We start from the raw sequence: 16,486 nt of genomic DNA, 5'->3' as shown, positions 1-16,486 counted from the left end.
CAACTAAAAACTGTAAACTCTCAATTATCCACTGTTTCCAAATCATTAAAGGATCAACTGCCAATAAAAATCAATTATTTCTTGGCCCCACAAGATCATCACTAAACCACCTAAAGATAGAAAAACTCCTAACGGTAATTTACTCTTCAAACCTTTATCACTAACTACAATCAAATATAATCCAATAATAGACCCAATGATTGAGCCAATGAAAATAGCTACAAGAGCCTTCTGCCAACCTATAAAACCACCTAGCACTGCTATCAATTTTACATCCCCCATCCCTAAACCACCTCTACTAACTACAGCAATTAAAAACAACAATAAAGCTGGTCCTAGAATTCCTAATAAGGAATTAATATAACTAATCTCAGGATTGAGAAAACTCAATAAGAAGGCAACTATAATCCCAGGATAGGTTATTTGATTAGGAATGATTAAGTGCTGTAAATCAATAATACTGACTGCTATTAAAGCAGAGGCTAAAAGAGCATAGACCACAAACTGCATAGTCAAATAATATTGATGATATAATAGAATAAATATCAAGGCAGTTAATAACTCCACTAATGGATATTGATAAGAAATTTTGCTTCCACAGTAACGGCAGTGTCCTTTATTCCATAGAAAACTAACTACTGGAATTAAATCAATCGCCTGTAGTTCAGTCCCGCAATCCGGGCAGTGTGAACTGGGAAATACAATTGATTCTTCTTGTGGTAGTCGGTAGATGACTACATTAAGAAAACTACCGATCATCAGTCCGAAAATAAAGACTAAAGTTGCTGTCAATAGTAGACTCCTTTCTAAAAAGAAATTGGAGCGACATGATAATCATGCCGCTGTGAGATTTAAATTAATTAGTTGAAGTTGAAATACCAGTATCATCTACAATAACATCATTATCAGCATTAGGACTACTTAAAGTTATTGAGTAGGCATCATCACCACTACTATCAACAGTTACTGTAATACTATCATCACCAGATAAATCAGTATTAGTGAGGTCACCGCTTAAATCTGAAAGGGTTTGCTCTCCTTCAGTTAAACTAGGATAGACTCCAGTATCTGACATTGATTTTTCCCGCTCCATAGCATTTCTAATAGTATTAGCAGTAGATTCTAGCTTACCCATTGCAGCTCTATTTCGGACGCCAGTAATCTGCGGTACAGCAATTCCAGCAATAATACCTAACACAGCAACAACTAACATCAATTCAATTAAAGTAAAACCAGCTTCTGCACTGAATCCTTCTCTTATTCTCTTTAACATTTTGATCACCTCTTGATTATTTTTTTGTACTCTCTACTAAATCACTTACTACATCCATCGTACCGAGCTTGATTTATAGTTTCTCAGCATTTCCACCATCAATTGATAATTTATAATTAACAATGGAGAATTAAAAAATTAAACTTAAAATAGCAATAACATCAATATAATCCATTTTAAATGCATATCTAAAAACTATAAATCAAGCCACAGATCCTCTTTTCATTATTCTAAGATCATATTACATAATTAAGTCCACTATTTAGCAAAAGCTCAGCTATGCACCCCCTTTTTAATAGTTCACAATGGACAGTTTACAGTAGACAGTTAAAATCAAAACCTTAACAACAAAAACCTAAAACCTTAATACTAAAATCTATAGATACACTTTAAAATTACCAAATTATCTCAAATTTCACCAATTGCAAAATAAACATATTATAATCGCATTATCTCTTTAGTTCTTGTTTTGGATGCTAGGTTTTAAGATTTTGAAATTAATTTTAACTGTAAATTGTTAACTATCAACTATAAACTATCTAAAAACCCTGCATCATACTGAACATCGGCAGCATTACTGCTGCAACAATACTACCAACTACTAGACCTAAACCTAAAATCAATGCTGGTTCAATCAAGGAGACCATACTCTCTACTTTATACTCGACTTCTTGATCATAAAAATCAGATACTTTATCCAACATCTCTTCTAAATTACCAGTCTCTTCACCTACTTTAATCATTTGAATCACTAGTGGTGGAAAAACATTATCCCGTTTTAAGGGAGCAGTAAAACTATTTCCTTCGCTAACATTTATTTTTGCTTCAGCAATCCTCTCTGAAATAATCTGATTAGAAATAATATTACTAACTACTTCCAATCCTTCTAAGATAGAAACACCGCTAGTCAACAAAATCGCTAGGGTACTGCTGAAGCGAGCAACAGAAATCTTGGTAATCAAATCTCCAATCAAGGGTGTTTTTAAGAGTAGCCAATCTATCTGTTTCTTACCAGCTTCTGTCTGATAATAAAAGTAGATACTAGCTATCACAGCCACTACTCCACCAAACAATAGATACCAATAGTTCGACATAATATCGCTCACTTGCAATAAAACTCTCGTTGGTAGTGGCAACTTAGTATCTAAACCGGAAAAGATTCCGACAAAGCTAGGTAACACTACTGTAATCAAGAAAAAGACTACTGATACAGCAACTAATGTAATCACTGCTGGATAAGCCATGGCTGAAGTAACTTGTTGCTTCAAGTCATTTTCACGTTCAAAGTGATCTGCCATCTCTTCTAATACTTCATCCATCACTCCACCAGTCTCACCAGCGGCAATCATACTAATAAATAACTGCGGAAAAACATCTCTATGCTCAGCCATTGCCTCTGATAGACTGCTGCCGCTTTCAACATCTTCTTGAACTTTTTCAATGGTTTCCTGCAGGGTAGTATTTCCTACTTGGCGGGCCAAGATCGTCAAAGACCGCACTAGTGAAACTCCCGATTTAATCATTGTTGCAAATTGCCGTGAGAATAAAACTAAATCCTTTAGCCCTACTCCTTGAAAGAAGTTGAAGCTGAAACTAATCTCGGATCTTTCTTCTACTTCTTCCACATTAGAAATATAATAGCCCTGCTTTTTCAATCTCTGCACTACATACTCTTTACTTTCTGCTTCAATAGTACCTTCCGAAACTACTCCTTGCTGATCTCGGGCTTTATAATGGAAATTCTTTTCCACCACTCCCACCTCTCAATCTATAACATATTATCTAGTATTTTCTCGTCATCGGCTTTAGCCATAGCTTCTTTTCGTCTAATATCTCCCTGTAGATATAATTCACGAAGGGAATAATCCATAGTATGCATTCCTTCATCTTTACCTGTCTGCATCACTGACTCTAATTGATGTGTCTTTCCTTCCCGAATCAGATTCTGCACTGCTGAATTAATCACTAACATTTCTGTCGCTACTACTCGGTCTTGACCATCTATTGTAGGCAATAATTGTTGTGATAACACTCCCTGCAGACTAAGGGCCAACTGTGTCCGTACTTGTGTCTGTTGATGCGGAGGAAAAACATTAATAATCCGTTCTATTGTCTCAGAAGCACCATTAGTATGCAGAGTAGCCAAAACAAGATGTCCAGTTTCAGCCGCCTTTAAAGCTGTAGAAATAGTCTCTAAATCCCGCATCTCACCAACTAAAATAATATCAGGATCCTGTCGTAAAGCTGCCCGTAATCCCGGCGCAAAACCTTGGGTATCTCTACCTATTTCTCGCTGATTGATAATTGATTTCTGATGTTCGTGTACATATTCAATTGGATCTTCTAAGGTAATAATATGCTTATCTCGACGTTGATTAACGCGATTAATCATTGCTGCTAGAGTAGTTGACTTACCACTTCCTGTCGGACCAGTTACTAAAAATAACCCCCGCGGTTTTTTGACCACTTCTTTTAACTCCTTAGGTACACCTAAGTCAGCTAATTGTGGTATTTGATCAGGTAAAATCCGTAAAGCTGCGGCCGGGTCTCCCTGTTGATGAAAAGCATTAACTCGAAAATGATAATCATCTAAGTGATAAGCAAAATCTACTTCGCCCGCCTCTTCAAACTCTGCTCTTGTATCTTTATCTAATAGTTCAGTCATCACTGCCTTCAAATCAGACACTGACAACTTTTGATTAGTCAATTTCTCTAAACGACCATTAATTCTAATTGTTGCTTCAACTCCTACAGTTAAATGAATATCAGATGCTTCTCTTCGGACTGCCTTCTCTAGAATATTCTTTAACTTCATCACTCACCACTCCTAAGTAATCTGGACTTTAGTAACACGCATAACTTCTTCTAAAGTAGTAATCCCTTGATTAACTTTTCTAATTCCTACTTCTTCCATACTGATCATTCCTTCTTCTGCTGCAGCTTGATTTATTTGCGCTGAAGTAGTATCTTTAGCAATTAAATTTTGTATTTTAGGCGTCATCTCTAAAACTTCATGAATTGCTGTTCGCCCTCTATACCCGGTTTCATTACAATAGGCACATCCTTCGCTAGTATAGAGATTAATTTTATCTTGATGAGTTAAATAACGCTTAATTTCTGGGTCCATAAATTCTTGTTCTTCTTCTAATTTACATTCAGGACAGAGAGTTCTTAATAATCGCTGCGCTACTACTCCTTTTACTGCCGAAGCTACTAAGAATGGTTCAACTCCCATATCTACTAAGCGGGAAACTGCCCCTGCCGCCTCATTGGTATGCAGAGTACTAAAAACTAAGTGACCTGTTAAAGCAGCATGAATAGCAATCTTAGCAGTTTCTTCATCTCTAATCTCTCCTACCATCACTATATCAGGATCCTGACGCAAAATAGAACGTAAACCCCGACTAAAAGTTAAACCTTTTTTCTCACTGATCTGCACCTGATTAATTCCTTCTAAACGATATTCGACTGGATCTTCAACGGTAATAACATTACTTGTTTCAGTATCTAATGAACTCAAGGCCGAATAAAGAGTAGTTGTCTTCCCGCTCCCAGTTGGCCCAGTAATTAAAACCATACCGTGGGCTTGTTGAATCATACCCCGAAATGCTTTTAAATGTTCAGGTATAAAACCTAATTTATCTAAATCAAGCATTAAATCATTTTTATCTAAAACTCTAATTACTAATTTTTCTCCTCGCACAGTAGGTAGAGTAGAAATTCGCAAATCAACTTCTCGATCATCAACTATCATTTGAATTCTACCATCTTGGGGTAGACGACGCTTAGCAATATCTAAATCTGCCATAATCTTAATTCGTGATATTAAAGCTGAATGAATATTACGCGGAATATTCATTTCAGTATGCAAAATACCATCAACTCGATAGCGAACTCTAATTTCTTCATCTTGGGGGTCAATATGAATATCACTTGCTCTTAATTTAATCCCCTCATTAATTATATTATTCACTAATCTTACAACTGGAGCTTCATCAACTGCTTCTTTTAACTGGTCTAATCCCATTTCCGCTTCTTCTCCATCAGCTGAATCAATCTCTTCAATCATTCGGTCTACTTCTTCTTCATTGCCAAAATATTGGTCTAGAGCTTGTTGAATTTCTGATTGAGTAGCAATTACAGGATCTATTTCATAACCAGTTTCTCGGCGGATATCGTCAATCGCTACAACATCAAGTGGATCAGCCATAGCTACTTTCAAACTATCTCCATCTTTTCTAATCGGAATTGCCTGGCTTTTTTCTGCTAAATCTTGGGGAATAAGATTGATGATTTCAGGCTTGATTACAAATTTTTTAAGGTCGACTTGCGTTATACCAAGTTGATATTCAAGGGCTTCTACTACATCTAATTCTGTAATTACTCCCATATCAATTAATACTTGTCCTAAACGTTTATCAGTTTCTTCTTGCACATCTAGGGCTTCAAATAATTCATCTTGACTGATAAATCCCGCATCAAGTAAAATATCTCCTAAACGCTTTTTATTAATCATATTATGACTCCTTCCCCTTGAAAAACTAAAAGCAATAGATCTATTTTATTTACATATTATTAAACATTTTACATCTTTTTTCTACTTTATTCTACAAAATATTGCACTTCCACTTAATATATTCTCTTTTTCTACTTTATTACCTTCTTTATAACGCATTTTTTATAGATTTTTTGCCAAATTTTAATTTAATATTCAAAAATAAAAATGCAACCCAATTAAGGATTGCATTTGTGATTATATATTCTTTTTTAAAGATTCATCCAAGGAACCATCAGGCAGCATATAATCAGGATGCGGTTCTCCATTCTCCTCCATCTGATAACGCTGGCAATTTTGATTATCTCCTTTACAATAATTTTCAATCCACTTTTGATCCAACTTGCCTTGCTCATAATATCTACGCATCGGACAAACTGCAAACCACTTGCATGTTGTCACAATCAAACCTCCCATTTAGCTTAGTACTTTAAATGTAAAGTTAGAACGCTTCTCCTACATTAAAATAAAAATTACTTTGTTGAGAATTAAAGGCAAAATCCATCCGCAAATTGACACCTCGTTTTTTATCTAAATTATATCTCAAACCTAGTCCCCAACTTTCTTCTAAATCATCTACTTCAAACTCTTGATAAACTTCACCTATTCCAGCAAATAAGGTGCCTGACCATTTTTTATAAATAGGATATCTATATTCTAATTGAGTAGCTACTTTATTAGCTGCTAAAAATTTATCACTCTCATAACCACGTAAAATTCTCATATTACCTAAAGAATTCATTTTTTGTAAGGGAAGAGCACCGTTAGTGATTATTAATTTACTCTGCCAACCTAAAACATGTTTAGGAGCTAATTGCTTAAAAAATCTATAATCTAGTTCATGAGCTATAAAATCAGATTCAGAAAAATCTTCACTATGAATTATAGATTGATATTCTAAATATTGACCTGACCTTGTGTCCATCATTCTATCTCTAGTATCATAAGTATACTTCAGACCTAAGCCCCATAGATCAACTCCAGCAATTCCTCTAATATTTTGCTTTAGCTTCCGTTCTAAATTCAAATCATAACTTTCATAATTTGCAACCAATCCTAAAAAACTATTAGGAGCTAAACGCTTACTAATTCCACCTTCCACAGAAAAACCTTGCGAATCATATTCTAAGCCATCATTAAAAACAACTTCATTATTCAAACCATAAAATTTATTAACCCAATCTTGATAACTAAATTGTCCGCTATATTTATATTCATCTACTTCTTGCTCAGCTTGTAAAAAGAGATTAGCCTGACCTTCCGCAGTATAAAAAGCACCAAATCGGCTTTGGATATTTTTTAATTCAGTATCTTTAAAGTACATCCCCATTCCTCCACCTGCTAACCCAGTTTCAGGACTACTAAAGATTAGGGGAATAGGTATTAATGTTGTTTCAGGATCATTAGCTACTGCTAAACCACTACTTAATATTACTATTAATAAAATTAATATACTTTTTTTAATCATTGGCTTTTTTCACCTCACAACTAATTATTCCTTCTAATCCTTTTGGATTAATTCATAAAAATAAGGTTGACCTTTTTTGTTTTTTTGCTTTAATAACTTAATAGCTACATCAACATCATCTTGGGCCCGGTGCGTCTGCATCTTAGAAATATTATGTTTTTTAATTAAATATTCCAATCCTTTAGAATCAAATCCTTTTCCTTTCCAATTAATCCCCCTCATTGAACATAACCACAATTTGTCATCTACTTGCGGAAATAGTTGTCTAACAAATCTTTTATCAAATTGAGCATTGTGAGCTATTAAAACTTGGGCTTCATCAATCATCTTTGCTATTTGCTCTTTATTTAATTTTTCATTTTTTACATCTTGATTAGTAATCCCGTGAATATCAATCACCTGAGGAGGAATTTTGATACTAGGCTCACGCAATCCAGAATAGCTATCTTCGACTTTTAGTATCTGTCCCGTATCAGTATCAAATTGAAATAAAGATATGGCTAATTCTACTATTTCATCTTGATTACTTAATCCAGTTGTTTCTACATCAATAAAAGCTGCAGCTCCTTCTTTAGTTTGAGAAAATATTGTTGTCATAAACTCACTCCTTTTAAAAATTAACAATTATTTACTAAACTTACTTTTGATTAAGATACAATTTTTATATTTATATCATAATTTCTATATCAAGTATAAATCACCTTCACTAATTAAAAAACAACCCCTACGGGTTGTTAATCTGAAAATAATTACTATTAATTTAAAGCTATGTAAAACCTTCTTAATTATTTACTATTAGTTTCTTCTCTTTAATTGTTTTTTTAATTCATCAACAATTAATTCATCTACTCGTCTACTTTGCGCTACTATATGAGATTCCGCTAATTGATGGTTATTATTTTTATATATTTGATTGAGCTTTTCTTTTTCTTCTTCTATCTTCTCTACTACCCCTTGCATAATGATTCTCCTTTCCTAATAGTAACAATTATTAATGTTGATTATATTATAACTATTATTTGTCAAAAAGTAAATAAATAGTTTCTTTTTTTATATTTTGAATAGGATATTTTATAAAATTTAATATTATTATGTTTTTTAATGTTTTTAAAGGTAATAATTATTTTTTATAGAAAAAATAATATGGGATTAACTTCAAAAATAATTTATTTTCAGGAAGGTGTAAAAATGAAATCAAAAGCTCGAGCCACAAAATTTAATTTTTATTTAATTTTAATCATTTATTCCTTATTTTTAGTAACAGCAAAACCTCTTTATGGAACAGAATATCTAATTAATTTATTGAAAATACTCATTCCGGCTGTAATTGCTTTAACTATTATTTTTTTCTTGCCACTAAATAAAGAATATCAGTCTATATTATTACCTTTAACTTTTTCTATAGCAGGAATAGTTTATAGTTATAGCATGCAAGGTAAGATCGAGATTTTTTTGGTCCATGTTTTAACAATATTACTGAATTCTCTTTACTTTGACCAGAAACTTATGCTATCGTATTCTGGTATCCTTAATACAATTATTATTATAGCTTATTGGGTCAATCCAAGCAGAATAGTAGGAGTTCATAGAAATATATCAGATTTCATTCATGTAATGAGTATGTTTATGGGGGTACCAATCATATTATATTACAGCACTAAATGGAGTAATCAAAACCTTAAAGACACTGTTAAAGAAAAGAAAAAGGCTGAAAAAATATCAAATAAAATACAAAATGTATTCGATAAAATCAATCAATTATCAGGTGAATTATTAGACTATAGCAACACATTAGCAGCCAACGCTGAAGAAGGTAGTAGTGCAATCCAAAATAATAATAATAATTTAAAAAGCATAGTACAACAAATAAATCAAATATCTGAAAACTCAAAACAAATTAATAATGCAACTAAAAATACAACTGGTGAAATAAAAACTGGAAAAAATAATATCGAAACTACTATTAAAAGCATGAGAAATATTAATGATGAAGTTCAAGATGCTGTAATGATCATCAATGACTTAGACAATAATTCACAAGAAATTGAACAAATTACAGAACTAATAAATAATATAGCTGAACAAACTAATCTTTTATCTTTAAATGCAAGTATAGAAGCAGCTAGAGCAGGGGAGGCTGGAAAAGGATTTGCAGTTGTAGCTAATGAAATTAGAGAATTAGCAGAGCAAACTGCTCAAGCTACTGAAAAAATTGATAACTTGATTGAAAGAACAAAAAATAAATCTAAAAAAGGATTAAATATTATTAAAAGTGTAAAAGATAAAACAGAAACTGGACAACAAACTATTGAAGAAACTGGCCAAGTCTTTCAAAAAATCAAGAACGCCATGTCCAATAATTTAAATCAAATCCAAGATATTACTTCTTCAATTCAAAAAGTGAATAGTAACAGTAGTGAACTAATGTATAGTTCGGAATCAATTGAAAACATGTCAGAAGATATAGCTCAATCTTCGCAAGAATTAACTACAATGGCTCAAAAATTAGAAAACTTAAGTGAAAAATAAAGCTACCTAAATGGGTAGCTTTATTTTTTTCTATTCCCTTTTGAAAAGTCCAAAACCAGTATAGGCATAAATCAAAGTAATAACTGGAGCAATAAAAGCTAAAAAAGTATAAGGTATATACTTAAGGCTAACATCTAACACATTCTGAATATAAACCGAAACTACTCCCCAAGGTAAAACAGCACATCCTAAAGTTGCTGATGTTTCTAAGGTTCGAGATAAAACATTATTCTTGATATTCATTCTCTTATAAGCAGGCTCTAAAGTACGCCCTGGAATTATCATCGAAACCATCATCTCGCCAGTAGCAAACAACATTATATAAGCAGAGATAAGAGTACTGATAATTAAATCTCTTGGTGTCTCTATATATTCCATCAACGCTTCCAGCAATACATTTAAAACACCATTTTCCTCTAAGATACCTCCCATAGCAGTACCTGCCATAATAATGGCAACAGTGCTCATCATATTATTAATACCACCTTGGGTTAACAGATTATCAATCATTTTATATCCTGTATTTGAAACATAACCATTAGCCGCTATATCAAGTATTTCAGCAAAACTAGCCCCTTGGGTAATCATAGCAAAAGCAGAGGCTGTGACAAAGCTAGCTGATAGTGAAACAATAGCTGGCACTTTTAGCATAGATAAAATAATCATTAATACAGGTGGAATTAAAGTTAATAAACTAATATTAAAATTAGCTTGTAAATTGCTTAGTATCTTTTCTACAGTAGCAAAATCAACATTATTAGCAAGATGCATTTTACCAATAACCCCATAAAGAACTAGACTAATTGAAACTGTCGGAATAGAAACATAAAGCATCGAACGGATATGTTCAAATAATCCTGTACCACTCATCGCTGCAGCTAAATTCGTAGAATCTGACATTGGAGACATTTTGTCACCAAAAATAGCACCTGAAACTATAGCACCAGCTGTAATATGCGCTGGAATCCCAAGTCCTTCAGCTACTCCCATAAGTACTATACCTATTGTTGCAATTGTACCAAAAGAACTACCAATTAATAATGAAACTATTGTTCCTAATAAAAAGCTAACTGGTAAAAATATTGGAGGAGTTAGTAATTTAAGCCCATAAAATAACATCGTTTGGATAGTTCCTCCTAAAATCCAAGTAGCAATTACCATTCCAATAATTATAAGAATAATACACGCTCCCAAGCCATGCTGAATACCTCCAAGTAATCCTCCCTCTATATCAGACCAATTATAACCCAAATAAATACTAAATAAAGCTGCCGTCATACTCCCTAAAACTAATGCCGTTTCTAACACAAGAGCATTACTAAGACACAGTAGAATTACTCCTATAACAGTTAGTAATATAAATATCGCTTCTTTAATTGTTGGATTTCTTTTTGTAGTTGACTTTTCCATTAATAATATCTCTCCTTCTAGATGATATCTTTTTTATTTTCCTACTTATGATTATTTTCTTTTAAAAATATAATTATCCTTTTCTAAAGATTACAAAATTAATTATTCTTTAAAAATAATCAATTCCCTTTATTTTTCACATTAAACACCCCTCTAAGAAATAAGAGGGGTGAGATTGAAATTTTATATTTTGAATGATTAATAAATAAAATTAATATTACATTACGTATTTTTTAGTCTATTTACTCTAATACATCATCGATTATTTCATTGGATCTCATTTCTTGATGAGGCAATAAATCTTCAGGTAAGTGATCAAAACCTACTTCTTTAATTACATTAAATCGAGCACATTCTCTATAATTAGATTTACAATATTTACTCTCATAGCATTCACTTAATCCCTCACTAGTTAATACTCCCGGAGTTTTAAGATACTCTTTTATTAATTCCACATTATCAGCCAATAATATTTCATCTGCTAAAGGACACCTATAATAAAGTGGGCACATGGACATAAAAATCACCCCTCATGATTTTAATTATAGAGGTATATGAGTATTGCTATCTCCTAATATCCCTTCATCAATAATAACTAATACTTCGCCTGTTTTGGTTAATAGTTTAATCTCAATATCGACTCTAACATTATAATTGAATTTCTTAATCGTAACATCAGTCAAATAAGACTTGTTTTTAGGAGTATTAAATAAGAGTACTAACTCATTATGAACTCTTGTTCTATCTTTAGCAGATATTGAATTAGTGAAATCAACTACAGTTTGGCTATCATATTTATATTCCTCTTTAAATTGACTATTAGATGCTGTAACTTCAAAATCTTCATTTAAAACCAATAGTGGAGTAGTTAATTCATTAAACACCTCTGCAAATAATATCTGGGAATATTCTTCATTCACATTTATCACCCCTATAATCATGAAATAATAAAGACAGAATTTAAATTCTAATTATGTAAATTCGCTAAAAAACACAATAATCCTTTATTTTTTTACAAATTAAACCAAAATAAAAAATCTGTTTTTTCAAACATAAAATTCGCCTCTTTTTATTAAATTATTAGTTTTGCGCCCCCTTTTTTATTATAACTACTTTAATTATTTATTCTCAGATGCCCTCTCAATATAAAAAAAATAGTCAAAAAATAAAAAAAACGGCGGAAAATCCACCAGTTCAAAATATAAAAATGGTATAGGAAAGAAGATTGGAATCGTGATATATCAGATTCTATTCTTCCATTAAGCAATAAAAATATTTTTTACTTTGCCTTTTTATTATTTTTTGAGCTTTATTATTTTGATGAGGTAATAAATCATCTGGAACAGATGCCAAACCTAAATTTTTTGCAACTTGAAATCGAGCACATTTTGAATGATTTCCATCACAATATTTATCTTTATATGATTTAGTTAACCCCTCTTTTGTTAACACGCCAGGAATATCAAGATATTCTCTAATCAATTTAATATTTTCTGTTGATAATATTTCATCTGATAATGGACACTTGGGATATAAGGGACACTGATTCACTTTTATCTCCTCCTCCGAAGAAATTTAAAAATCTAAAGGGACTCTATATTTTAAATTTGTCAATTAGTCTTTGTATATTTAAGCCATTTATAACAATTCTTATGTGGATTTTAATATTTCTTCTGTCCAATCTATTGCCTCTAAAAAGGCATCACTAACTAATTCTTTATTTAAACCTAATTTATCAATAAAAAGATTAACTTTTTCCCATTCTCCCTCTTCATAAGAAATAACTAATTGATAGAAGTTATTCAAAACAACTTTCTTTCCTAATAAAGCATCTTTAATATCTTTAGCAAGTGGTAATTCACTTAATACCTCTTCTAAATTTCTACCCATCAAAACATCAATCATAGAAAATAACCCCATCATAAATAACTTTGAATTTTCCAGCCCACAATTTGATTTTTGACCTAAAAGTTCAGACATCCGAGCTCGAATTAACGATTGTCTAATAATTTCTTTAGGTTTATCATCAGCTAACTCTTTAACAACTACTAAATCAAACCATTTCTTCACCTCTTCAATTCCTAAAAGTACTATTGCATGTTTAATTGACTCTATTTCTTGACTAAAACTAAAAGCAGCTGAATTTATAATACTCAATAATTTATAAGAAAGGGACATATCTTGCTTAATTATTTTAGCTATTTTATCAAAATCAGGTGTATCTTTATTTAATTAATTTAAACCTTGAAAATAATTAGTCGGATAAACTGGTAAATCTTTTCCTTCTAATATCTCTGGCTTTTCGAAAAAATAACCTTGAAAATAATTATACCCCATCTTTTTTGCTTCTTTAAATTCTTTTTTAGTTTCTACTTTTTCTGCTAATAGTTTAATATTATAATTATTTGCTAAATCAACAATATCTTTTCTTTCTTGTTTAGAGGTGATTAAAAAATCAACTTTTATAATGTCAGCAATTTTTAATAATGGCCTATAACTAGAATCAAAAACAAAATCATCTAACGCTATAATATAATCTTCTTTTTTCATATTACAACAAGTTTTAACAACTTCTTTAGTGATTTTTACATCTTCTAATATTTCTACTACTAAAATATCATCATCAAACAAACTATGTATTTCTTTTTCCAATAAATTAGACGTGAAATTTATAAAAGCTTTTTTTCCTTTGGTAATAGTTTCAATCCCGATATTGCTGAAAGTGTTAGTTAAAACTTCAGAAGTAGCATCATCACCATCAAAATCCTTGTTAATATTATCACCTGCACCTCTATATAATAATTCATACGCATATACTTCTTTATTTTGATCGAAAATAGGTTGTCTTGCTACATAAGATTCCAATTTTATCCCTCCTACCAAAATTAAATATAATATTATTTAATTATTTTCAACTTTTTGAAACATATTTACTACTTTAGGGGTAAATAAATTTTTAAATATTCTTCCTTTATCTTTAACTGATAAATTAAATCTTTCAGAAAACTTTTTTGTCAACTTCATAATTCGCTCATTATGATCTACAACATAATAATTAAGTATTTTTTGATATTTGATTAACGATTCTATTTTATTATTTCCTTAAAAAATCTTAATTTCCTTTATTTTTTTACAAATTAAGTCAAAATATATTATATATTAATTTATTTCTCAATTTAGTTAACTATCTATTTTTTAACTTTTAATTGAAATATTCAATTAAAATATTCAAAAAAAATAATTAAGCCCATTATTAATAATGGGCTTAAACTAAAATCAATTTTCATTTTTAAATAATATCAAAATTTGTAAATCTAATAGTCATTCTTCTCTTCTTTCAGTAGATAAATAGTTCCTTAATAATTCAAATAAATCCTGCTTATAAAAATCTATGCAAAAATATACATAGACCACAATCATACAGGATTAGATTGTGTTAGGTATAATCGCTTGATTATAATCTTCACTACTGCCCTTAATATCTAAAATATCAAGGTGCTAGAAAGATACAAGTGTTACCTGTCCCTAAATTTACATTCTAGGCAAAGTCCTTTCTCTACGTGGTGCTTTGCCCTATATAAGCTATTTGAAAATTGATTCTTTTTATCAGGTTATAATTATTAAGCGATTTCCAACAACCTTTTCCTGTATCTAGAATATACATAGTCTTTGCTATAAGCAGGATTTTCACCACCCTCCTTTTTAATATTTGGGATTGATTTTTTATAGCTTTTAAAATATTTCATTCTATCACCTCCTAAATATAGGTTACCCTATATTTAGGCAACAAATTAAAAAGTTTTTTACCTTGATTTGAATAATTTTACATTATTATTTTGCAACTGCTTCAACCTCCCTTTTGATTGGCTTAGATAAAAAGGCATCAAATTCAACATCATTAACCTCTTTAATTTCTTCTTTAGTTACTGAAGCAGTCAAAACTAACACTGGAGTAGATTGATTTAATCCTTCTTCTTTGATTTGGGTTAAAGCTTGATATCCATCAACTTCAGGCATCTTTAAATCCATTAAAATCAAATCAAACTTCTGCTCTTTAGCCAACTCTATCGCTTCTGCTCCATTAGAAGCAGTTACTGATTCTAAATTTTCTTCTTTTAAAATAGAGGTTAGTAATTTTCTATTAGAAGCAATATCATCAACAACTAAAATCTGAGCAGAATTAAATTCTACCTCTTGATCAATTGATTTATCTTTAGAATCTGTTTCTCGTTTCTGCTCATATTCAACCCTATTAAACTCTATTTCAAATATACTACCCTCTCCTACTTCACTCTCTAAATTAATTTTACCATTCATCATTTCAGTTAATCGCTTAGTAATTGCTAACCCTAAGCCTGTCCCCTGCTCAGTTGTACTAGATTGCTGATTAAAAGATCCGAAAACATATTCTTGCTCTTCAGGAGGAATTCCAGTATCTATGACTTTCTCTTTACTAAATCATTTTCTTCTTGCAAGGATTTTATTTTTTCCTTTAATCTTTTATTTTCTTCTCTCAACTCTTCTATTTCCCCCATAATAACACCTCTTTTCCTCAATCAGCAGAGGGATAATAAATTAATTCTAGCTTATCTAATATTAAAATATCATCTGCTAAAGTAATCACTACAATTTTAATCTCTTGATTTGATAATTAATTTAATAGCTGTCCGTTCTTCTCCTTCAATTTCAATATCCGCAAAACCAGGAATACAATATAAATCCACACCACTAGGAGCAACATAACCTCGTGCAATAGCTATTGCTTTTACAGCTTGATTTAAAGCTCCAGCACCTACTGCTTGTAATTCTACTGTTCCTTCTTCTCTTATTACTCCAGCTAAAGCTCCTGCTACAGCTTTAGGATCTGATTTTGATGCTACCTTTAATAATTCCATATATTTTCCTCCTCATTTGAGTAATTTAAAACTTTTCCTTCTAATTTTATTCTTCTATATACTAATACAAGTTCCTGCCCTATTTCTAATATATTGAAAATATAGCATTTTACAAAAAATAGTTCCCCTAAAATAAATAGGAAGCAACAATCTCAGTGTAAAGATGACGACAAACCAATCTCCTACCATTTCTTTATTAAATTAAAAAAACCGGCGGGAAGCCCACCAGTTTCGTCTGTAAGTGCCCCAATATCTCAACCATATTATCCATTCTTCCAGAATAGATAGGACTTACACCTACTATACGCATAGATTACAAAGCACACAAAAAGAACTGCGGCAAATGCCGCAGTTAA

At 31.3% G+C, this 16,486-nt stretch carries 18 protein-coding genes and 1 pseudogene; 1 reads left to right on the top strand and 18 read right to left on the bottom strand.

The window, feature by feature from the left end:
• Positions 1-45: 45 nt before the first annotated feature.
• From JOC47_RS08570 to JOC47_RS08530, 9 genes are all read right to left on the bottom strand, one after another.
• Positions 46-792 carry a prepilin peptidase gene (locus tag JOC47_RS08570; protein WP_239551004.1) on the bottom strand — a complete coding sequence of 249 codons (747 nt, stop codon included), beginning with the start codon at positions 790-792 and terminating at the stop codon, positions 46-48.
• 64 nt (positions 793-856) lie between these two features.
• A complete protein-coding gene (locus tag JOC47_RS08565) occupies positions 857-1,273 on the bottom strand; it encodes a type IV pilin protein (RefSeq protein ID WP_204701657.1) in 417 nt (138 codons plus the stop codon).
• A gap of 539 nt (positions 1,274-1,812) precedes the next feature.
• Positions 1,813-3,024, bottom strand: a complete 1,212-nt coding sequence (locus tag JOC47_RS08560; RefSeq protein WP_204701656.1) for a type II secretion system F family protein — start codon at positions 3,022-3,024, stop codon at positions 1,813-1,815.
• A gap of 17 nt (positions 3,025-3,041) precedes the next feature.
• Complete coding sequence (locus JOC47_RS08555) at positions 3,042-4,088, bottom strand: type IV pilus twitching motility protein PilT (protein WP_204701655.1); 1,047 nt, start codon at positions 4,086-4,088, stop codon at positions 3,042-3,044.
• A 12-nt stretch (positions 4,089-4,100) separates the two neighbouring features.
• The gene (gspE, locus tag JOC47_RS08550; protein WP_204701654.1) at positions 4,101-5,789 is read right to left on the bottom strand and encodes a type II secretion system ATPase GspE; all 1,689 of its coding nucleotides are present in this window, start codon (positions 5,787-5,789) and stop codon (positions 4,101-4,103) included.
• Between the two features lie 237 nt (positions 5,790-6,026).
• Positions 6,027-6,230: a uracil-DNA glycosylase gene (locus tag JOC47_RS08545; protein ID WP_338035338.1), complete on the bottom strand. Its 204-nt coding sequence runs from the start codon at positions 6,228-6,230 to the stop codon at positions 6,027-6,029.
• Positions 6,231-6,270: 40 nt separating this feature from the next.
• A complete protein-coding gene (locus tag JOC47_RS08540) occupies positions 6,271-7,296 on the bottom strand; it encodes a BamA/TamA family outer membrane protein (RefSeq protein ID WP_204701652.1) in 1,026 nt (341 codons plus the stop codon).
• A 33-nt stretch (positions 7,297-7,329) separates the two neighbouring features.
• Positions 7,330-7,893 carry an exonuclease domain-containing protein gene (locus JOC47_RS08535; RefSeq protein ID WP_204701651.1) on the bottom strand — a complete coding sequence of 188 codons (564 nt, stop codon included), beginning with the start codon at positions 7,891-7,893 and terminating at the stop codon, positions 7,330-7,332.
• A 198-nt stretch (positions 7,894-8,091) separates the two neighbouring features.
• Positions 8,092-8,256 carry a Spo0E family sporulation regulatory protein-aspartic acid phosphatase gene (locus JOC47_RS08530; protein ID WP_204701650.1) on the bottom strand — a complete coding sequence of 55 codons (165 nt, stop codon included), beginning with the start codon at positions 8,254-8,256 and terminating at the stop codon, positions 8,092-8,094.
• Positions 8,257-8,484: 228 nt separating this feature from the next.
• Here JOC47_RS08530 and JOC47_RS08525 point away from each other — a divergent pair, with 228 nt between their 5' ends.
• Positions 8,485-9,825: a methyl-accepting chemotaxis protein gene (locus JOC47_RS08525; RefSeq protein WP_204701649.1), complete on the top strand. Its 1,341-nt coding sequence runs from the start codon at positions 8,485-8,487 to the stop codon at positions 9,823-9,825.
• Positions 9,826-9,855: 30 nt separating this feature from the next.
• On the opposite strand, the gene nhaC is transcribed toward JOC47_RS08525, so the two are convergent.
• The 9 genes and pseudogenes from nhaC to JOC47_RS08485 all read right to left on the bottom strand — a co-directional run bounded on the left by nhaC (position 9,856) and on the right by JOC47_RS08485 (position 16,130).
• Positions 9,856-11,235, bottom strand: a complete 1,380-nt coding sequence (gene nhaC / locus JOC47_RS08520; RefSeq protein WP_204701648.1) for a Na+/H+ antiporter NhaC — start codon at positions 11,233-11,235, stop codon at positions 9,856-9,858.
• Positions 11,236-11,477: 242 nt separating this feature from the next.
• The gene (locus JOC47_RS08515; RefSeq protein WP_204701647.1) at positions 11,478-11,753 is read right to left on the bottom strand and encodes a hypothetical protein; all 276 of its coding nucleotides are present in this window, start codon (positions 11,751-11,753) and stop codon (positions 11,478-11,480) included.
• Between the two features lie 24 nt (positions 11,754-11,777).
• Positions 11,778-12,155 carry a hypothetical protein gene (locus tag JOC47_RS08510; RefSeq protein ID WP_204701646.1) on the bottom strand — a complete coding sequence of 126 codons (378 nt, stop codon included), beginning with the start codon at positions 12,153-12,155 and terminating at the stop codon, positions 11,778-11,780.
• A gap of 328 nt (positions 12,156-12,483) precedes the next feature.
• Positions 12,484-12,786: a hypothetical protein gene (locus JOC47_RS08505; RefSeq protein WP_204701645.1), complete on the bottom strand. Its 303-nt coding sequence runs from the start codon at positions 12,784-12,786 to the stop codon at positions 12,484-12,486.
• A 99-nt stretch (positions 12,787-12,885) separates the two neighbouring features.
• Positions 12,886-13,452: pseudogene (locus tag JOC47_RS08500) on the bottom strand (EAL and HDOD domain-containing protein); the annotation flags it as partial.
• 15 nt (positions 13,453-13,467) lie between these two features.
• Positions 13,468-14,100 (bottom strand): EAL and HDOD domain-containing protein, encoded by a 633-nt coding sequence (locus tag JOC47_RS08495; RefSeq protein ID WP_204701644.1) that lies wholly within the window; start codon positions 14,098-14,100, stop codon positions 13,468-13,470.
• Positions 14,101-14,855: 755 nt separating this feature from the next.
• Positions 14,856-14,981 (bottom strand): hypothetical protein, encoded by a 126-nt coding sequence (locus JOC47_RS15725; RefSeq protein WP_275579399.1) that lies wholly within the window; start codon positions 14,979-14,981, stop codon positions 14,856-14,858.
• 85 nt (positions 14,982-15,066) lie between these two features.
• A complete protein-coding gene (locus JOC47_RS08490; protein WP_338035339.1) occupies positions 15,067-15,663 on the bottom strand; it encodes an ATP-binding response regulator in 597 nt (198 codons plus the stop codon).
• A gap of 203 nt (positions 15,664-15,866) precedes the next feature.
• Positions 15,867-16,130, bottom strand: coding sequence for a stage V sporulation protein S (locus JOC47_RS08485; RefSeq protein WP_204701642.1), 264 nt, complete (start codon positions 16,128-16,130; stop codon positions 15,867-15,869).
• Between the last annotated feature and the right edge of the window lie 356 nt (positions 16,131-16,486).

Origin of the sequence: Halanaerobacter jeridensis, assembly GCF_016908315.1 — a bacterium.
In the GTDB taxonomy this organism is placed as follows: domain Bacteria; phylum Bacillota; class Halanaerobiia; order Halobacteroidales; family Halobacteroidaceae; genus Halanaerobacter; species Halanaerobacter jeridensis.
This window is presented reverse-complemented; position numbering and strand designations above follow the sequence as displayed.